This is a genomic window from Pantoea sp. FN0305 (assembly GCF_050113845.1).
Lineage (GTDB): Bacteria > Pseudomonadota > Gammaproteobacteria > Enterobacterales > Enterobacteriaceae > Mixta > Mixta alhagi.
The window spans coordinates 61,191-78,764 of sequence record NZ_JBNJSN010000012.1 but is presented as its reverse complement, the minus strand read 5'-3'; the positions used below and the strand labels follow the sequence as shown (position 1 = coordinate 78,764).

Here is a 17,574-nt window from a genome sequence, read left to right as displayed (position 1 = left end):
CGTTTTTCCTCTTAATGTTTTCAGGGGTGAACCTGCACCTGGGTGTAATCGTAAGGGCCGTTGCGCAGTTCCGGCTGCCACCAGATGGTCAGGTGCTGCAGATCAGATTGCGGGCGACAGCGCATATCCTGACAGCCGGGCGGCGCTTTCGGCGCGCAGGCGCTAAGCAGCAGGCCGAGCAGGCCGGTAAAAAGCAGTTTGCGCAGAGTCATGATCATCATTCTCACTTTAGATCCTCAGGGTGTCAGACGGCTGCCGGTAGTAGCGGCGGAGAGCAACGAAACGCGCCCTGGCCGGGCAACGGCACCTGGTTCAAACGCCACGTAAACTTCAGCGGATTCGCCGGGACGCAGCTGTGAGCGCGGCCAGACCGCCACCGCCAGCGTGCGATCGCTGCGGCAGGTTGCTTCGTCAAAGCGCTGGGTGACGTTGCTGTTATTGGTGATCACGCCAACGGTGATCTGCACCGAACTGCTGCGATACCATTGGTGTCGGCGGTAATCATTGAACAGGCCGCCAGGCAGGCTGCACAGCGCGCTCAGCGTCTGGCCGCTGCCGCCGGTAGAAAAGCCGGTGGGCAGGCGGTTTTCAGCCAGATCGCGCAGCGCCGTTTCCACCAGGCTCTTCATATCGGTATATTTATGGCGGCGGTTAACGTCGCCCATGGCATCATTCAGCTGGCTGCGGTTTTCATCGGCGATATAGCGGGAAGGATCCACCTGATCGCCCACCAGATGTGGCGTGATAATAAACAGTCGTTCGCGCTGTGACGTTTCATGTTGGGTAGAGGTAAACAGCTTGCCGATCAACGGAATGCTGCCGAGGATCGGAATGCGGCGCTCGCGATCGCCGCTCTGTTTGGTATGGAAACCGCCCATCACCAGCGAACGCCGCTCCTGAACCAGCGCCTGAGTGCTGATCACGCCGTTGCTGGTGCCTTCTGCTTCGCCATTATCATCTTTATCCAGCCTGCCATCCTCTATATCCACAATCAGCTGTACCGATGATTTGGCGCTGCCGATGGCACGCGGCGTCACGCGCAGGCTGGTACCGGCGGTGACTGCCTGAATATCCGCCACCCGTTCGCCAATGGCGCGGATAAAGGCGGTATCGCTGAAATCGATCACTGCCGGCTGGTTTTCCAGCGTCATGATAGAAGGATTGGCGATAATCGAGGCGGTGCCTTCGCCTTCCAGCGCCTGAATATCGGCAAAGAAGCGACGGAAGTCGGTGACAAACAGCGTGCTGGGGCCGGAAAGCAGCGCTGAGCCGCCGCTGACGTTGCCGAACTGACCGGCCCAGCTGGTGGAAAGGCGCGCCAGTTCGTTGCGGTCGATATCCACAATCAGCGCATCGATCTCGATCAGCTTTTGCGGCACGTCGATGGTGGCGATCAGCGACTGATAGGCGCTGCGGTATTTCGGATCGTCACGCACCAGCAGAGCGTTGTTGCGCACGTCGGCGGAAACGCGTCCGGCCATGACGCTTGCCGGGCCGCCGCCGGAATCATGATCCTGATGCGTGTTGCGTCCCACCAGCTGGTTAAGGATGCTCTGAGACTCCATGCGCATCTGCTCCATGCCGTCATCGCCGCCCTGACCGCCGCTCATGCCTTTGGCGCTGTCACCGCTGCTTTGACCCAGCAGCTCGTTAAGCATGGTCGCTACGCCGGGCACCAGAAGCGTCTGGTCGCGATAACGGATATTACGATCGGCAACTGAGGCATATTTCAGCGGAAACGCCATCATCTCTTTGGGTTCTTTATCTTCTTTCGGCGTATCTGACTTTTTCGCGAAGTCGGCGATCAGATTGACATACTCTGGCGGGCCGGTGACCAGCACCACCCCTTCGTCGGGCAGTTCACCCCAGCCAAAGCGCGGCTCCAGCAGGCCGACGCCTTTCAGCGCCTGTTTGATATCGGGCGCGGCATCGGGCGAAATTTCCAGACGACGCGAGGTTTGTGCCGTCAGCGGACTGACGTAGAGCGTGTTGTTATAAACAAACCACTGAAAGCGATATTCCAGCGCCAGCCGGTTAAGAAACGCTTCCGGGCTGACGGCGCGCAGGCGGCCAGTGACGTTGCTGTCGGGTAAAGTGCCGAGATTAATATCCACGCCGAAGCTGTTAGTAAAATCTTCGAGGATAATGCTGAGCGGCGTGTTATCGGCCGAATAGGCGTAAGCGCCATTTTTCCAGGCTTCCGGGGTGCTGGCGTGCAGGGTGCCAGCGCACAGCAATAGCAGGGCGGCTGTCCAGCGCAGCAGCCTTTTCACAGCGGGCAGGGTGATCACACCTTACTCCTTTCTTCTGACAATCATCCAAACGGGAAAGCCTGTTAACGGCAGCCGTAGCTGCCGTCAGTTAACGCGCATCAGTTGATGGCATCAATAATCGCTTTGCGGATGCCGAACTTAAACTGGGTATATTGCGAGCTGGCCCAGCTGGCGTTAGACATATCCAGCAGCTGGTTCTGAAAGGCGTACATATCGCTAAGACTGAACGGCTGGCCAGAGAGCTCTTTGGCGAACTGATAGGTCTCGTTATGTGTACGGCTGGACTGGGTGGATAAGCGGCGTTGCAGCAAATCTCCGGAAGGCATGATTTGACTCCTCTGGTTTAAGGTTCTCCCTTGAGTGGTGCCTTTTGCCGTTGGGTTCCGTGCGGCTTGAAAAATTATCCGCCGCTCAGCGACTGGCAAAGCGCCTGCCAGCTGATCTGCAATTCCCCCTGTGCGGTCACCAGCCGCAGCGCGTCGATCTCCAGCCCTTCATCAGGCGTCAGCTGCCAGCGCAGCGCGGGGCGCGCGCTCAGCCAGGCGGCCAGCGGAGCCTGTCGGCAAGGGGCACAGTACAGCGTCGCCTGCGTCTCTGGCGGCAAACGATTCATCAGTTGAGTCAGCAGCGCCTGCAGCCGTTGCTCCGACGGCACTTCCGCCAGGCAGTGCGCCAGCGCCTGTGCCAGCAGCTGGCTGGCTAACGACACCACCTGCTGCTGCTGCGTTTCACGCTGCTCGTGCCAGTCGTCGAACAGCATTTGTGCCTGCTGCCAGAAATGCGCCTGCTGCTTTTCAAGTAACGCGTCGGACTCTGCCTGCGCCTGTTGCTGGATCTGCTGCGCCTGCTGATGGGCTTCGTCCAGCAGCCTTTGCGCTTCCTGCTCTGCCGCAACGCGTATTTGCTGCGCCTGCTGCTGTAGCGCCAGCGCTTCACGGTTAAGCAACGCCTGCTGCGGCTCCGGCGGCGTGAAACAGCTGAGCCGCCTAAGCTGCCACATGGTTATGCTCCCCGGACTGGCAGCGCCACAGCGCAGCTTCCCAGATCGGCTGTAGCCGTCGGGCAGGCAGGTCGGGCGGCGTGGCCGGACAGGCAAGCGCCGCCTCGCGAGGAAACGCCATGCGCAGGCGCGTCCAGCAGTCTGGATAAAGCGCCTGTAATAGCGCCAGTGCCATGGGGCGCGAAAGCAAGGCTTCCGGCAGCCAGCTTTCCGGGCGGATGCCCCGCGACAGCCGTCGACACCAGATTTTTTCTTCGCCGGTTAGTGCGGTCTCTGCGCCGCAAATCGCCTCAACTAACGCCAGCAGCCGGATTTTTTGTGGTTCGGAGAGCGCCAGCAGGCTAAGCAGCAGCAACTGCGGCGGCGCAACAGGCGAGGGCTGCACGCCCCACTGACCACCGATCGTCCCGGCACGCATGCGTGCCAGCGCCTGACGGCGGGCTTCCGGCAGCGCAAACCAGCTATCCTGACGCCAGCTTTCATGTGCCGTCTGCCAGTAGCCGCTGTGCCACCATGCCAGCCATTGCTGATTCATGACGATTTCCCTGGCGTGGCGACCGCCGTGCGTGCGCCTTTTTTACCAGAACGCAGCGCCATCACGCCCACAAGCAGCAGCAGCAGGATCCCCGCCACGCTCAGCACGCCTTTTACCAGCGAAAACTGGCCGGGAGAGAGGGTAAATGGCCCCATTTTCACGGTCTCAACCCGATCCTCATACACTTTGGCCGGCACAAAAACGATTGCCAGATCGCGATCGTCGCGTCCGACCAGACCGGGAATGCTGGTGGCGACCAACCGACGGATGCGCGGTTCGATGCTGTCGGGATCGAGCGTTTCATGATATTTGATAAACACCGAGGCGGAGGCGGGCTGCACCGGCTCGCCGGGCGCAATGCGTTCCGGCAGAACCACATGGACGCGCGCCACCACCACCCCGTCGATCTGCGCCAGCGTGGATTCCACTTCCTGCGACAGCGCATAGATATAGCGCGCCCGCTCCTCCATTGGGCTGGAGATCACGCCGCTTTTCTGGAATACCTCGCCAAGATTCGTGCGTGCCTTGCGCGGCAGCCCGGCAGCTTCAAGGATATTGACCGAGCGCTCAATATTTTCCGGCGCCACCAGCACCGAGACGCCTGCCTTATCCACGCGTTTGCTGGCGGGAATATGGTAGCGGTTCAGTTCGGCAATAATATCGTTGGCATCGTTTTCAGCCAGATTGCTGTTCAGCACGGTATCGTCGCCGCAGCCGCTCAGCAGCAGCACAAGCGAGCCGACCAGCAGAGCTTTTACCAGAAAAGGTCGCATAGGGTTTACTGTAGGTTGGTTAATTTATCCAGGCTCTGCACGCCTTTGGAGATAATTTTGGCGTTCATCAGGCTCTGCACGTAATAGTCCGACAGCGCGGCGTTGGCGGCGCTAAAGTCCAGCGAGCTGGTAGAGCGCGAAGCCACTTCCAGATCGCGAAATGCGCTCTGCTGCGCCTGTTGGTTGCGGCTGATAGCACCGGTCAGGCTGCTGATAATATCGGGCGCGCCGCCCGCCGGCGTGGAGGATTCAGGCGCATTCAGCGCCGCGCTGAACCACTGCGCATCCGACTTATTCACCTCCGAGGAGGCATCGTCCGCTTCTAACGTCACGGAGGTGGTCAGCGAAGGGGAGGTATTATTGACTTTCATCGGTTCGGCTCTTCGGCTAAAGGAAAGAGAGGGAGGAGCGTGGCGTTCTCCTCCCCGCCCGCGCGGCTTAGTAGGAGATCTTCACCTGGGCTGCGGCTGAACCAGCCTGGGCTGCGCTGTCGGCGATACCGTTGATGCGCTGGTTTTCTGCATCCAGCTTGGCCTTTGCCACCTGGTTCTGCTGCATCTCTCTCTGTACGCCCTGCATTTCCATCATAAAATCAGCACCGCCCAGCGCGCCTGAAATTTGGCTCAATGAACTGGCGCCGCCGGTGATCATGTTAGAGATACCTGATGTCATACCCATGGTTGTTTCCTCGTTAAGGTTTAAGGTGTACTGCGATGGTTTCGATCATTGAGTGGCGAGCGCACCGGGCGGGTTCCATAAAGAGGCAGAATTTTTTTCCACAGAAACAAACACCGCCGTCGGCTGACGGCGGGCAGGGATCAGGCGCTGAGCTTTAGCTGTTTCAGACGGTGATAAAGGGTGCGGCGTGGAATGCCCAGCTCATGCACCACCTCATCAATGCGGTTGCCGTGACGATGCAGACATTCATCAATCAGGCTGCGCTCAATACGTCGCAACCGCTCCTTCAGCATAATGGGCTCCGCCTGCGGGATCGCCTGCTGACACAACACCGGCAGACCCAGCACAAAGCGTTCCGCCGCCGCTTTTAATTCGCGAATATTACCCGGCCAGCTGTGCAGCAGCAGCGCTTCGTCCAGGCCGGGCTGGCGCGGCGGCAGCGGTTGATTTAGCCGCTGGGCGGCATCCTGCGTGAACTGACGAAACAGCGGGATAATGAGTTCAGGACGCGAACGCACGGTGGGCGTGACCAGCGTAATGGTATTCAGACGAAAATAGAGATCGCGGCGAAAGCGCCCTTCTGCCACCAACTGCTCCAGCGGCGTTTGGGCGGCGGCAATCACGCGCAGCGTAAGCGGAATGCAGCGGGTACTGCCCAGGCGCTCAATTGCGCGCGACTCAAGCATACGCAACAGCTTGGCCTGCACGATAAGCGGCATACTGTCGATCTCATCCAAAAACAGAATGCCGTTATTAGCGGCCTCGATATAGCCCGGACGCGAATGGCTGGCGCCGGTATACGCGCCGGAGACAACGCCAAACAGCTCGCTTTCCGCCAGAGTTTCCGGGATCGCGCCGCAGTTTACCGGCACCAGCGGGCCGCGACAGCCGGAGCTTTCATAAATTCGCCGCGCCAGCGTATCTTTGCCGGTGCCGGTTTCGCCTTCCAGCAGCACATCGACATTAAGCGGCGCAATGGTATCCACCAGCTTGTGCAGATGCGCATGAATATCTGTCGACGGAAAGCTACAGGTCGTCAACGTTGCAGGGTGCAGAGGGGAGATCTCAGCATGGCTGGTGCGCCGACTCTCATGCGCGGGGCAGCGCGTGCTGGTAGTAATCGCTTTAACCATAATGTCTCCAGTGACTCGACATAAAATTTTGCTGCGTGTAGGGGGATGTCGACGGTCTTACGTAATCGTGAAGTTTTTTTTATGGCATTTCGTTCATAAAAAATTACAAAAGCATTCGGTTTCCTTACTTTCTGCCATAACGTTCTGCCGCAGCTATCAGTCTGTGCTGATAAGTTGGTAGGGATTTACAACAGCGTTGTAAGGATTTCCTTACCGCGTGCCGCCAATCCCTTTCGCCGTGCCGCTTGTGGCGATGCCTTTGCTATCAGGGGTATCAGATGAATTTTTTATGTCTGTGGACTACGCCACATCTCTCGTTGCACTTGATGGAACTCCTTTCTCTGCCCTGCCACTTACAAAGTGAGCCAGAGCCTGCCATACCGTTACAAATGTCAGTACGGCGTAAGCGCAGGGCGGCCTGGGATGCTCGATTCATTCATAAACGTAACGTTTAACCGGAGGATGTATGGGATTTAAATTAGGTGGCTTAGGTGGTGGTGGCGCAGGCAGAACAACCATGCCGCCGCCAGATGTAACCGGCGCAGGACGTCAGGACATCGGACCAAACGGGCCACGAATGAATACCAATGCCAACAGCACCAACGGCACGACTAACGGTACCAACAGCCCTAACGGTACGAATACCAACGGCCAGGGCATTGATGGCAAGAATGGCAAAGGCGGCAAGCTCGGCGGCAATATGCTTGATTTCGGCCTGAACGCCGGTTCGGGCGCGCTGAGCCTGCTGGGTCCTGGCGCGCTGGGCGGCGCGGGCGCAACGGGGGGTACAGGGGCGGCTGGCGGACAAAACCTGACGGCTCAACCGTCGGGCGGCCAGAACGGCGGCCTGCTTTCTTCTGCCGGTAAAGGCGGCGGCATTGCGCAGATGCTACAGCAGCTGCTGATGCTGCTTGGCTTGCAGCAGATGCTGAAAGGCGGCGACAGCGGGCAAAACCCATTGCAGCAGGCGGGCACGCAGTCCGGCGGTAGCCCGGCGGCACAGGGTAATCAGGGCGGCGTTAACGGCATGATTCAGCAGCTACAGCAGATGATGCAGCAGATGATGCAGATGATGCAGCAGTTGATGGGCATGCAGCAGGGCGGCGGTAACAGCGCTGGCGCGCAGTCAGGCGGTCAGTCTGCTGGCGGCCAGACCAATGCGCAGTCCGGTGGCGGCAATATGCTGAGTAACCTGCTGAACTCGGCGCTGCAAATGACCGGACTGAACGCAATTATGTCACTGTTGGGCGGTGGATCTAACAACGGGGTGAAATAATGGCCTTGAACGTTAACGGAGGGGGAGCAGTCCCCCTTTTACCGGAACTTCCCGGCCCGCAGCCTGGCGGCGCGGAAAACGCAGGCGCACAGCCCGGCACGCTGAAAAGCACCGGCGGCGTGCTGAACTACGGCGGGGCGGCGGCTAATTCACCGCTGCTGGGTGAAGCGTCCGGCGACGCGTTACAGGCGGGCAGCGGTCAGCAAAGCGGCGGGATGCTGCAAGGGTTGATGATGTTTATCGGCCTGCAGGCGCTGTTGCAAACGCTGTTCTCGTCGGCGGGAAGCCAGCAGGCAGAGCAAACTGCTCAGAACGGCGCGACCGGCGACGAGCTGCAGGCATCCTCACCGCTATTGACGCAGGGCGGTGCAGGCACAGGACAGGTGCGCGCCAGCGAGCATGACATCAGCGTCAGGCCAACGGAGGAGAACCTGACTGGCCGTCCGCCTGGTGATAACCGCAGCGCAGAGCAGATTCTGGATGAGAACCCGGTGCTGAAAAATTTGGGTAATCAGAAAGACATCAAACGCGATCAGCTGAAGGAGCGTTTCGGCGACTGGACCGCTGATAACCCGGATCCCAAAAGCCGGGCGGATGCGGCTTATAACATGGCCTGCGTGTTGAATAGCGTCAAAGGGCTGAAAGATCGTGAAGGCGGCGATCGCGGCGATGTGCATACCAACGGCAAAATCGAAGGGATCACCAAAGATGGCGATGCCCGTCACGGAACCGAGGCAGGTGTGCTGAAGGATATTGCGGAAAAAGGACTGAGCGCGCTGCCAGCCGATGGCAATCTGCCGCAGACCAAGGATACACACGTGCGTAAGGATGGCACCAATAAAGATAACTTCCAGTGGGGAATGGGCGAGATTGGACGCGTGCTGTCCAATATCCCGATTCTGAAATCAGTGCTGGCACCGGTATTTAACAATATCGGCGAGGCGCGAACCCTGGGCGAGGTCTTTACTGGCGGGCTGAAAGGTCTGGCGGAAGGGGCGATGAGCGCGGCGCGTGGTCCGGTGGGTTGGGCAGTGACCGCTGCGACTGATACCATTTCTATCGTGTTAGAAAATGTTAATAAGAATAAAAAAGATCCACCGCCTTTTTCCTGAGCAATGGACCTCAGTTTTAAGTCCCTGCACCCGATGTGCAGGGACTTTTTTTATCAGGCTGGCAGCTGGCCCTGGCCGCTACTGATAATCGAGGAGAAGTTCATGACCTTATCGACGTAGGTGGCGTCGCCGGTGCCGGTTTTCGAGATATCACTTAAATTATCCACGTTAACGTTAAGCGGACCGGAATTATATGCCCGCAGCGCCGCGCCCATATTGCCGTCAAAGGCGTTGAGCTGCTCTTTCATATAGAGCGCGCCCGCCATGATGTTATCCGTTGGGTTATTGGCGTTAGCGTTCGGCCCTAACAGGTCGGGATTTTTGCGCTGCAGGTCGGCAAAGGTATTGCTGTTGACCTGCATCAGGCCGCTGTCCTGTAACCCGTTGCCGCCGTTAACGGTGCTGGCGCCCAGGCTGCCACGTGACTCCTGCCAGATTTGCGCCGCCAGTACCTCGCCCGGCACGCCGGTTTTCGCTGCGGCATTCTGTATCGCGCCTTCATACGGCTTCAGCGCATCGGGCAGATGCAGCCCGCTGGCGCCTGATTGTGTCACGCTCTGGCCAGTGCCATTGGTGGCTGCCGTACCGGCAGGCGAGCCGTTCTGCCCACCTGCGCTGGCTATATTGCCGCCTGGCGCTGGGGCGTTTTGTCCGGCGCTGCTACCGTCGATAGGCTGTGCTGGATTGCCGCCCGTAGCCAGCTTTTGCGGCATGCCGCCACCGGCACCACCGGAGGTGGGTTGCCCACTCTGCTGCTGGTTTTGCTGGCCGGTGAGCTGCTGTAACAGCGGCATCAGCGAGTTAAGCAGCGCGCTAATCAGCTGAGTCAGCGTCTGAGCAATTTCATTATTTAGCGCCTCTTGCGTGGCGCCGCCATTCTGGCCAAACAGCGCATTAAGGTCGGTGCCGCTATTGCCGCTTTGACCAAAATCGATTGCGGTCATGCCGCCGGAAGGCGAAAAAGCGCCATTGTTCATTAACGGCAGTTTATCTGACAGGCCGTTCAGATCAGGCGGCGTGAGGGTTTGAGTTGGGCTTAGCGCTCCAGGTAGTGTGATCATTAGTTCATCCTTATCGCTTAGGGGGTCAGTCTGTTAAGTGGCGCGATAAGGCGGTTGGTTCCTGTCAGGATGCAAGTTCATACGTAAGTCGAGCTTCACTCTGTGCGGCATCCCACAAAACAGTAATTCCCCGGCGCGGTTGCGGTTGCAGCGGCTGACTTCGCGGCATCATAGCCTTGCGTTGTAAACCGGGGAAATCATGATGCGTAAAGATAAACTACTGAACTTCTTAATTAATCAGACCGATTTTTTTGATCCGCAGCAGGTCAGTGAAGTGTTTACCGCCGCCTGGCTGGCACAGCGCTTTGCCATGCAGCGTAATACTGCCAGCCACTATCTTAACCAGCTGGTGGCGCAGGGCGAGCTGATAAAAATTAACGGTCGTCCGGTTTGCTTTCTGCATAAAGCCAGCTTTGAGCAACAGTTCTTTCCACTGTCGCGCAACGAATATGCCAGCGTCGCCGAGCTGCTGGCGGAAGAGGGCGAGCCTGCACCGCAGGCTGATCATTTTGCCCTGCTGATTGGTCATGACGGCAGCCTGAAAAAGCCCATCGAACAGTTAAAAACCGCGCTGTTTTATCCCGACGGCGGTCTGCCGCTGCTAATTACCGGCGACAGCGGTACCGGAAAAAGCTATATGGCACAGCTGCTGCATGAGTATGCCATTGGCCAGCAGGTTATCGCGCCCGATGCGCCCTTTATCAACTTCAACTGCGCCCAGTATGCCAGCAACCCGGAGCTGCTGACCGCTAACCTGTTCGGCTATGTAAAGGGCGCATTTACCGGCGCGGTTAACGACAGGGCGGGCGCGTTTGAGGCGGCGCACGGCGGCATTCTGTTTCTTGATGAGGTTCACCGCCTGCATCCGGAAGGGCAGGAAAAGCTGTTTACCTGGCTCGATCGCGGGGAGATCTACCGGCTGGGTGAAACCGCGCAGGGACAGCGGGTGCAGACGCGGCTGATCTTCGCCACCACCGAGGAGGTGCACAGCACTTTCCTGATCACCTTTATTCGCCGTATACCCATTCAGGTGACGCTGCCCGATCTGGCAAGCCGCAGCCCGCAGGAGAAGCAGGCGCTGATGATGCAGTTTTTCTGGCGCGAGGCGCAGAAAGTCGGTGGGCGGTTACGGCTGAGCCCCCGGCTGATTACCGCACTGGGAAATCATATCTGGCGCGGCAACGTAGGGGAGATGAAAAACGCGGTGAAATATAGCGTTGCTTCCGCCTGGGCGCGGCAGAGGAACCGCGAGACGATCGAGATCACCCTGCACGATCTGCCAGAAACGGTGATGGCGCAATTGCCAGCCATTGAAGAGACGCAGGCGGAGCCGCTGGTGATCGATCGGACAGTTGCGCTGCCCTGGCTGCTGCGTCAACAGGATAGCGCGCGGCTGCTGATTCAGGATGCGCAGCTCGGCGTGCTGTCGCTGTTTGAAAGCTGGCGCAGCGGAAAGCTGACGTGGGAAGAAATGGAAAAACGCATGGGCAATGAAATTGAAAGCCTGTTCGACCAGCTTATTTTTACCCATCGCGATCAGCAGGAATCTTCCATGCTGCTGCTGACCAGCAGCCAGGTGCGTGAAGCGTTTTATCAGCTGGAAAAGCGCTTCAGCCTGCAGTTTAACGGCAACTGCATCTATGCGCTGAGCCACTATCTGCTGCATCGCGCCAGCGAAACGCCTGCCCGCCTTAACGCGGAACTGATCCGGCAGCTCTCTCACAGCCTGGAACAGCGCTATCCGCTGCTCTGTGGTTTCTGTCACGAGGTGCTGGCAGCGGTAACCCATAAGCTTGATCTGCATCCACAGCGTATTGATGCGCTGCTGCTGATCCTCTGGTTACAGAAAACCGGCGTGCTGAGCCAAAAACAGGTCACGCGGGCGGTAATTCTGGCACACGGCTACGCCACCGCCAGCAGCATCGCCAACGTGGCGAACCGTCTGCTGAAAAGCAACCTGTTTGAATCTTTTGATATGCCGCTGGACGTGACGCCGGAAGCGATCGCCAGCGAAGTGATGCACTATATCGAGCGCAACGCGCTGGCGTCCGGGCTGATAATTTTGGTGGATATGGGCTCGCTGAACGCCATTTATCAACACTTTCATCGCCATATCACCACGCCGGTGGCGATTATCAATAACGTCTCGACGCGTATGGCGCTTTACGTGGGCGAGCGCATTCTGCGTGGCGATCTGCCTGAAGCGATAGTGAGCGACGTGGCGGAGGATCTGCCGGTTGAGCATCAGCTTATCTGGCCGGTACGGAATAAACCACGGGCGATCGTTACCACCTGCGCGACCGGCCTGGGCGCGGCCAATAACCTGAGTGCACTGCTAAAGGCCAGCATCCCGGAGACGCTGGCGATTGAGATGGTCGCCTGCGATTACAGCAGTCTCACCGATCGCGCACAGCGTGAACCGCTGCTGGCGCGCTACGAGGTGTTGGCGGTGGTCGGCACGATCGATCCGCATCTGCCGGTGCCGTGGATTTCACTGGAGTCGCTGATCTCCGGCACAGGCAGCGCCACGCTGAGGGCGCTGTTCGGGGCGCTAACCAGCGCTGAACAGGTAGAAGAGATCAATAACCAGCTGGTGAAAAACTTCTCGCTGCGACGGGTGATTGAGTCGGTGACCATTCTTGATACCAGTAAAGTGATCAATCAGGTGGAGCAGTTTTTGCTGCGCTATGAGCATCTTGCCGGACTGAGGCTAACCAACGATCGTAAGGTGGCGCTTTATATACATATCAGCTGCTTGATCGAACGGCTGATCCGTCAGGCGGCGATCCAACGCTACAGCGGAACGCAGCGTCCGTCTCAGCAGCTTAACGCGCTGCGCGAGGCGTTTAGTGTCATTGAGGCCAGCTATAGTGTCAAAATTCCCGACGCCGAGCTGCATTACATCCACGATATTCTGCACCGCGAAACTGAATTTATCCCGTCCGATCAAGCGTTTTAGTCTCTCTTCTCTGTGCATGACGCGGCGCGCCACTATTCCTGGCACGCCGCTTGCTCTTATTAACGCGTGGAACCGCTTGATGAGGTCAGGATGAAACGTCACTACATTTTTGCCAGCCACGGCTCTTTTGCCGCCGGCATCCGTCAATCCGTTGAGCTAATTCTCGGAGAACAGCCGCATCTGCATGCGCTGTGCGCCTACGTAGATGAAAACGACGATTTAACCCGCCAGGTCGATAGCCTGATGGCCGCGTTTACGCCGCAGGATGAACTGATCGTCATCACCGATATTTTCGCCGGCAGCGTGAATAACGAATTTATTCGCTATCTGCATCGGCCCGATTTTCATCTGCTGGCCGGATTAAACCTGCCGCTGGTGATTGAGATGCTGATTGCGTCGCCCGACGAGCCCGCGATAGCGCTGATAAACGAAGCGTTGAGCAACGCCCGCGCGGGAATGCAGTACTGCAATCACACCATTAGCAGCGCCAGCTGCGTGGATAAAGATTTCTGAGCGAGGAGGATAACAATGATAAAGCTCTTACGGGTCGATCATCGACTGCTGCATGGCCAGGTCGCCTTTTCCTGGACGCAATATATTGGCGCCGATTGCATTTTGATCGCCAATGACAGTGTGCCCAACGATGAGTTGCGCAAAACCACCATCAAGCTCGCTAAGCCGCCTGCGGTAAAGCTGGTGATTAAAAATATCGACGACGCCATTGAGGCGATCAAAAGCGGCGTCACCGACAAATATAAGCTGTTTATTGTGGTGGAGTCGGTGAACGATGCCTGGCGGCTGGCCACGGCGGTACCGGAGATCACCAGCATTAATCTTGGCGGAATCAAGGCCAAAGAGGGCAGCCGCAATATTTCTAAAGCGATCAATGTATTGCCGGATGAAATTTCGCTGCTGGAGGCGCTGGTTCAGGCGGGCAAAGAGATTGAGATCCGCCAGGTGCCGGGCGACCGCAAACAGCTGTTTAGCGAAGCGCTGTAGCGCGGGGAGCGATGATGACAGAAGCATTGTTGTTGGGGCTGGTGGCGTTTATCGCCCAGTCTGAATATGCCTTAGGCACCTCACTGCTCTCCAGGCCCATCGTCACCGGTTTGTTGACCGGCCTGGTGCTGGGCGATGTGCAAACCGGCGTGATCATGGGCGCGACGCTGGAGCTGGCGTTTATCGGCTCTTTCTCGGTTGGCGCTTCGATTCCGCCTGATGTGGTAACCGGTGGCATTCTTGGCGTGGCCTTCGCCATTACCTCCGGCGCAGGTACTGAAACGGCGCTGCTGCTCGGCCTGCCGATCGCCACGCTGACGCTGGTGCTGAAAAATATCTATCTGGGGCTGTTTATCCCCACGCTCAGCCATAAGGCGGATCTGTATGCGGAGCAAGGCAACACCGGCGGCATTGAGCGTATGCATCTGCTGGCGGGCTTCGGTCTGTCGCTAATGCTGGCGACCATTGTCACCGTCTCCTTTCTGGTAGGCAGCGGCGCGGTAAAAAGCCTGCTCGACGCAATCCCTGAGTTTATCAAGCATGGACTGAGCGTAGCGACCGGCCTGATCCCGGCGCTCGGCTTCGCCATGCTGGCGCGGCTGCTGATCAACAAAAAGGTCGCGCCTTACTTTTTCCTCGGCTTTGTGCTGATGGCCTATCTCAAGATCCCGGTGACCGGCATTGCCATCCTCGGCGCAATTGTCGCGGTGGTGATGGTCAATATGACGCAGCAGCCGGTTCAGCGCGCCTCAACGGCAGAAGGAGTGAACGATGACGAAGATGATTTCTGATAACGAACCACAGGCGGAGCCGCAGATTACGCCGCGCGACCTGCGCCGCGTCTTCTGGCGCTCTTTCCAGATGGAGTTCTCCTGGAACTATGAGCGGCAGATGAACCTGGCCTTTGTCTACGCCATGATGCCGGTGCTAAAAAAGCTCTACACGCGCCATGAGGATCTGGTGAGCGCGCTAAAACGCCATCTGGTTTTCTTTAACACCACGCCGCATATCGTCACGCTGATCCTCGGCATTACCGCCGCGATGGAGGAGAAAAACCGCAACGGTGACGGGCTGGACAGCGCGTCGATCGATAACGTCAAAGCGTCGCTGATGGGGCCGCTGGCCGGGCTGGGCGACTCCTTTTTCTGGGGGACGCTGCGGCTGATCGCCACCGGCATCGGCACCAGCCTGGCGCTGAAAGGCAATATCCTGGGGCCGATCCTGTTTGTGCTGATCTTCAACGTGCCGCATATCCTGGTGCGCTGGCTGTTTACCCGCTGGGGATATGTGCTGGGCACCGGCGTGCTTCAGCGCGTCCAGAAAAGCGGGATGATGGAAAGCCTGACCTACGGCGCTTCGATTATCGGTCTGATGGTGGTGGGCGCAATGACCGCCTCAATGATCGATATCACTATTCCTGTGACCTTCGGCGCGGGCGAAGCGAAAACCCAGGTGCAGGGAATTATTGACGACATTATGCCTTGTCTGCTGCCGCTGCTGAGTTTTGGCATTGTCTACTGGCTGTTGGGCAAAAAGGTACAGCCGCTGGCGATTATTGGCGGGATGGCGCTGGTCGGCATCCTGGGTTCATGGATTGGTCTGTTCTGAGGAGATAGCGATGTCGGTCACGATGATGGACTGTATCAAGCGCGAACCGGAAGTGCTGGCGCGTATTTTAGATGAGTATCCGCAAAAGCTGGCACCGGCGTCGGGATTGCTGGCGCAGGGAGCGGTGCGGCGACTGCTGATTCTGGCAACCGGATCGTCGCTGAATGCTGCGCAGTGCGCCGCTTTTGCCTTCAGCCAGTGGGCGAATATTCAGGTAGAGATCAGGGAGCCGTATCCCTTTACCCACTATGAGCGGTTTGATGAGGCGACCGACTGGGTAATCGCCCTGTCGCAGAGCGGTAAAAGCCACTCGACGCTGGAGGCGCAGCGTAAGGTGCAGGCAGCGGGCCGCAAGGTTTACTGCCTGACCGCCGACTGCACCAGCCCGCTGGCGCGCGAAGCTGATGCGGTGCTGGATATTAACTGCGGCATTGAGCCGGTTGGCTTTGTGACTCTGGGCTTTAGCGCCACGGTTTTGAATTTGCTGTTGATCGCGCTGCTGGCCGCAGAAACGCAGGGAACACTGGATGCCCGTGCCCGCGACAAGACGTTGAACGCGCTACGTAACATGGCGCAGCGGCTGCCGGAGGTGATACGCCGCACCGATGATTTCATTACGCGCCATCAGGCGGTGCTGGCTGCCGCACCGCGCTATGTCGCCATCAGCTACGGCGGGCTGGTGGGCGTAGCGAAGGAGTTCGAAACCAAGTTCACCGAGACGGTGCGCTGCCCATCAAGCGGTTTTGAACTGGAAGCCTACATGCATGGCCCCTACCTGGAGGCCAATCATGAGCATCTGCTGCTGTTTATTGAAGATGCGCCGCATCCACGCCTTGCCGCCCTGCGTGACTATATGCGTCTACACGTTAAAGCGGCCTTTACCCTCAGCGCCCAGGGTGAAAGCAGTGAAAGTCAGCTGGGACTGAATTTCCCCATCGATCCTTTACTGGCACCGCTGTTATTAATCGTGCCGGTACAAATAATGGCTTATCGGGTTGCCATGCTTAAAGGCATTAATTTAAGCGTGCGGATATTTGACGATTTCGACAAGGTGCTGCAAAGCAAAATTTAATTCCTCAGGAGAAAAAATATGTTGGGTTTTAATCAGGACGAGTACCTGAACAGTGCTCGTGAGATCATCGCTGCGCGTAAAATTGCCGAACAGGTAGCGGAAAATATTCATCAGGCAGGTTACAGCAATCTGTTTTTCGCCTCGGTAGGCGGCTCGCTGGCGCCTATGATGGCAATCAATGAGTTTGCAAAAGAGTGTACTTCGCTGCCGATATATACCGAGCAGGCGGCGGAATTAATTAATAAGGGCAATAAGAAATTAAATAAAGATTCTGTGGTGATTACGCTTTCTAAATCGGGTGATACCAAAGAATCAGTCGCCATTGCGCAATGGTGTAAAGCACAGGGTATTCGCGTGGTAGCGATTACTAAAAATCAAGATTCGCCGCTGGCCAACAATGCTACATGGCATATTCCGATGCGCCATAAAAATGGGGTGGAATATGAATATATGCTGCTTTACTGGCTGTTTTTCCGGCTGGTGGCGCTAAACGGCGAGTTTGCCGACTATGAGCGCTTCGCCAGCCAGCTGGAGCTGCTGCCGGAAAATCTGCTGCAGGCCAAACGTGATTTTGACCCACAGGCCGATGAGATCGCCCGTAAGTACCATGACCGCGACTATATGATGTGGATCGGCGGCGCGGAGATGTGGGGCGAGGTCTACCTTTTCTCAATGTGTATTCTGGAAGAGATGCAGTGGAAGCGCACCAAATCGGTAAGCTCGGCGGAATTCTTTCACGGCACGCTGGAGCTGCTGGAGAAAGAGGTGCCGCTGTTCCTGGTAAAAGGCGAAGGTACATGCCGCACGCTGGACGATCGGGTAGAAGCCTTTGCCCGTAAAATCAGCGATTGTGTGGTAGTGATCGATCCACTCGATTATCGCCTCAATGGAATAGATGACGCTTTCCGCTGGATTGTCGCCCCTTGCGTTGCTTCCACGCTGCTGGTGGATCGCCTGGCGGCACATTTTGAGAAATATACCGGACACGATCTTAATATCCGCCGCTATTACCGCCAGTTTGATTATTAATGCCCATTGCCCTTTCTGGGGCAGGTGAGCACGGCTTTCGGCTTAACTTCACTCTGACTAAGATGC

At 57.6% G+C, this 17,574-nt stretch carries 19 protein-coding genes; 9 read left to right on the top strand and 10 right to left on the bottom strand.

The window, feature by feature from the left end:
* Nucleotides 1–20: 20 nt before the first annotated feature.
* The 9 genes from hrpT to ACQE3Y_RS19185 all read right to left on the bottom strand — a co-directional run bounded on the left by hrpT (nt 21) and on the right by ACQE3Y_RS19185 (nt 6,392).
* Entirely contained in the window at nt 21–221 is a 201-nt protein-coding gene (hrpT, locus tag ACQE3Y_RS19225; protein ID WP_426975187.1) for an HrpT family type III secretion system protein, read from the bottom strand.
* A gap of 15 nt (nt 222–236) precedes the next feature.
* On the bottom strand, nt 237–2,291 hold the full coding sequence (sctC, locus tag ACQE3Y_RS19220) for a type III secretion system outer membrane ring subunit SctC (protein ID WP_426982303.1): 2,055 nt from the start codon (nt 2,289–2,291) through the stop codon (nt 237–239).
* Nucleotides 2,292–2,371: 80 nt separating this feature from the next.
* A complete protein-coding gene (locus tag ACQE3Y_RS19215) occupies nt 2,372–2,599 on the bottom strand; it encodes a type III secretion protein HrpF (protein WP_250651696.1) in 228 nt (75 codons plus the stop codon).
* Nucleotides 2,600–2,673: 74 nt separating this feature from the next.
* Nucleotides 2,674–3,273 carry a type III secretion system stator protein SctL gene (sctL, locus tag ACQE3Y_RS19210; protein ID WP_426975186.1) on the bottom strand — a complete coding sequence of 200 codons (600 nt, stop codon included), beginning with the start codon at nt 3,271–3,273 and terminating at the stop codon, nt 2,674–2,676.
* The gene (locus ACQE3Y_RS19205; RefSeq protein WP_426975185.1) at nt 3,260–3,808 is read right to left on the bottom strand and encodes a serine kinase; all 549 of its coding nucleotides are present in this window, start codon (nt 3,806–3,808) and stop codon (nt 3,260–3,262) included. Before ACQE3Y_RS19205 ends, sctL begins: the two co-directional genes overlap by 14 nt.
* Nucleotides 3,805–4,581, bottom strand: a complete 777-nt coding sequence (gene sctJ / locus ACQE3Y_RS19200) for a type III secretion system inner membrane ring lipoprotein SctJ (RefSeq protein WP_426975184.1) — start codon at nt 4,579–4,581, stop codon at nt 3,805–3,807. The genes ACQE3Y_RS19205 and sctJ overlap by 4 nt, the downstream gene beginning before the upstream one ends.
* A 5-nt stretch (nt 4,582–4,586) precedes the next feature.
* Nucleotides 4,587–4,952, bottom strand: coding sequence for an EscI/YscI/HrpB family type III secretion system inner rod protein (locus ACQE3Y_RS19195; protein WP_426975183.1), 366 nt, complete (start codon nt 4,950–4,952; stop codon nt 4,587–4,589).
* 67 nt (nt 4,953–5,019) lie between these two features.
* On the bottom strand, nt 5,020–5,259 hold the full coding sequence (locus ACQE3Y_RS19190; protein ID WP_426975182.1) for a hypothetical protein: 240 nt from the start codon (nt 5,257–5,259) through the stop codon (nt 5,020–5,022).
* A 140-nt stretch (nt 5,260–5,399) separates the two neighbouring features.
* A complete protein-coding gene (locus ACQE3Y_RS19185; protein WP_426975181.1) occupies nt 5,400–6,392 on the bottom strand; it encodes a sigma 54-interacting transcriptional regulator in 993 nt (330 codons plus the stop codon).
* Between the two features lie 466 nt (nt 6,393–6,858).
* On the opposite strand from ACQE3Y_RS19185, the gene ACQE3Y_RS19180 reads away from it, so the two are divergent.
* Nucleotides 6,859–7,668, top strand: coding sequence for a hypothetical protein (locus tag ACQE3Y_RS19180; protein WP_426975180.1), 810 nt, complete (start codon nt 6,859–6,861; stop codon nt 7,666–7,668).
* On the top strand, nt 7,668–8,780 hold the full coding sequence (locus ACQE3Y_RS19175) for a hypothetical protein (RefSeq protein ID WP_426982302.1): 1,113 nt from the start codon (nt 7,668–7,670) through the stop codon (nt 8,778–8,780). Before ACQE3Y_RS19180 ends, ACQE3Y_RS19175 begins: the two co-directional genes overlap by 1 nt.
* Before the next feature lie 53 nt (nt 8,781–8,833).
* On the opposite strand, the gene ACQE3Y_RS19170 is transcribed toward ACQE3Y_RS19175, so the two are convergent.
* A complete protein-coding gene (locus tag ACQE3Y_RS19170; protein ID WP_426975178.1) occupies nt 8,834–9,841 on the bottom strand; it encodes a lytic transglycosylase domain-containing protein in 1,008 nt (335 codons plus the stop codon).
* A 202-nt stretch (nt 9,842–10,043) separates the two neighbouring features.
* On the opposite strand from ACQE3Y_RS19170, the gene ACQE3Y_RS19165 reads away from it, so the two are divergent.
* The 7 genes from ACQE3Y_RS19165 to ACQE3Y_RS19135 all read left to right on the top strand — a co-directional run bounded on the left by ACQE3Y_RS19165 (nt 10,044) and on the right by ACQE3Y_RS19135 (nt 17,508).
* Nucleotides 10,044–12,800: a sigma 54-interacting transcriptional regulator gene (locus ACQE3Y_RS19165; RefSeq protein WP_426982310.1), complete on the top strand. Its 2,757-nt coding sequence runs from the start codon at nt 10,044–10,046 to the stop codon at nt 12,798–12,800.
* A 90-nt stretch (nt 12,801–12,890) separates the two neighbouring features.
* On the top strand, nt 12,891–13,313 hold the full coding sequence (locus ACQE3Y_RS19160) for a PTS sugar transporter subunit IIA (protein ID WP_426975177.1): 423 nt from the start codon (nt 12,891–12,893) through the stop codon (nt 13,311–13,313).
* A gap of 15 nt (nt 13,314–13,328) precedes the next feature.
* A complete protein-coding gene (locus ACQE3Y_RS19155; protein ID WP_250651703.1) occupies nt 13,329–13,799 on the top strand; it encodes a PTS sugar transporter subunit IIB in 471 nt (156 codons plus the stop codon).
* 14 nt (nt 13,800–13,813) lie between these two features.
* Nucleotides 13,814–14,590 (top strand): PTS mannose/fructose/sorbose/N-acetylgalactosamine transporter subunit IIC, encoded by a 777-nt coding sequence (locus ACQE3Y_RS19150; RefSeq protein ID WP_085068153.1) that lies wholly within the window; start codon nt 13,814–13,816, stop codon nt 14,588–14,590.
* The gene (locus ACQE3Y_RS19145) at nt 14,580–15,407 is read left to right on the top strand and encodes a PTS system mannose/fructose/sorbose family transporter subunit IID (RefSeq protein WP_426975196.1); all 828 of its coding nucleotides are present in this window, start codon (nt 14,580–14,582) and stop codon (nt 15,405–15,407) included. Before ACQE3Y_RS19150 ends, ACQE3Y_RS19145 begins: the two co-directional genes overlap by 11 nt.
* A 10-nt stretch (nt 15,408–15,417) precedes the next feature.
* A complete protein-coding gene (locus tag ACQE3Y_RS19140) occupies nt 15,418–16,479 on the top strand; it encodes an SIS domain-containing protein (protein ID WP_426982301.1) in 1,062 nt (353 codons plus the stop codon).
* 18 nt (nt 16,480–16,497) lie between these two features.
* Nucleotides 16,498–17,508 carry an SIS domain-containing protein gene (locus ACQE3Y_RS19135; RefSeq protein ID WP_426982300.1) on the top strand — a complete coding sequence of 337 codons (1,011 nt, stop codon included), beginning with the start codon at nt 16,498–16,500 and terminating at the stop codon, nt 17,506–17,508.
* Nucleotides 17,509–17,574: the final 66 nt, after the last annotated feature.

Coding starts and splice junctions, on each gene's coding strand:
- ACQE3Y_RS19150 (WP_085068153.1), top strand. CDS start 13,814: ATGACAGAAGCATTGTTGTTGGGGCTGGTGGCGTTTATCGCCCAGTCT.
- ACQE3Y_RS19215 (WP_250651696.1), bottom strand. CDS start 2,599: ATGCCTTCCGGAGATTTGCTGCAACGCCGCTTATCCACCCAGTCCAGC.
- ACQE3Y_RS19155 (WP_250651703.1), top strand. CDS start 13,329: ATGATAAAGCTCTTACGGGTCGATCATCGACTGCTGCATGGCCAGGTC.
- ACQE3Y_RS19145 (WP_426975196.1), top strand. CDS start 14,580: ATGATTTCTGATAACGAACCACAGGCGGAGCCGCAGATTACGCCGCGC.
- ACQE3Y_RS19170 (WP_426975178.1), bottom strand. CDS start 9,841: ATGATCACACTACCTGGAGCGCTAAGCCCAACTCAAACCCTCACGCCG.
- ACQE3Y_RS19175 (WP_426982302.1), top strand. CDS start 7,668: ATGGCCTTGAACGTTAACGGAGGGGGAGCAGTCCCCCTTTTACCGGAA.
- ACQE3Y_RS19140 (WP_426982301.1), top strand. CDS start 15,418: ATGTCGGTCACGATGATGGACTGTATCAAGCGCGAACCGGAAGTGCTG.
- hrpT (WP_426975187.1), bottom strand. CDS start 221: ATGATGATCATGACTCTGCGCAAACTGCTTTTTACCGGCCTGCTCGGC.
- sctJ (WP_426975184.1), bottom strand. CDS start 4,581: ATGCGACCTTTTCTGGTAAAAGCTCTGCTGGTCGGCTCGCTTGTGCTG.
- ACQE3Y_RS19135 (WP_426982300.1), top strand. CDS start 16,498: ATGTTGGGTTTTAATCAGGACGAGTACCTGAACAGTGCTCGTGAGATC.
- ACQE3Y_RS19185 (WP_426975181.1), bottom strand. CDS start 6,392: ATGGTTAAAGCGATTACTACCAGCACGCGCTGCCCCGCGCATGAGAGT.
- ACQE3Y_RS19160 (WP_426975177.1), top strand. CDS start 12,891: ATGAAACGTCACTACATTTTTGCCAGCCACGGCTCTTTTGCCGCCGGC.
- ACQE3Y_RS19180 (WP_426975180.1), top strand. CDS start 6,859: ATGGGATTTAAATTAGGTGGCTTAGGTGGTGGTGGCGCAGGCAGAACA.
- sctL (WP_426975186.1), bottom strand. CDS start 3,273: ATGTGGCAGCTTAGGCGGCTCAGCTGTTTCACGCCGCCGGAGCCGCAG.
- ACQE3Y_RS19190 (WP_426975182.1), bottom strand. CDS start 5,259: ATGGGTATGACATCAGGTATCTCTAACATGATCACCGGCGGCGCCAGT.
- ACQE3Y_RS19205 (WP_426975185.1), bottom strand. CDS start 3,808: ATGAATCAGCAATGGCTGGCATGGTGGCACAGCGGCTACTGGCAGACG.
- ACQE3Y_RS19165 (WP_426982310.1), top strand. CDS start 10,044: ATGCGTAAAGATAAACTACTGAACTTCTTAATTAATCAGACCGATTTT.
- ACQE3Y_RS19195 (WP_426975183.1), bottom strand. CDS start 4,952: ATGAAAGTCAATAATACCTCCCCTTCGCTGACCACCTCCGTGACGTTA.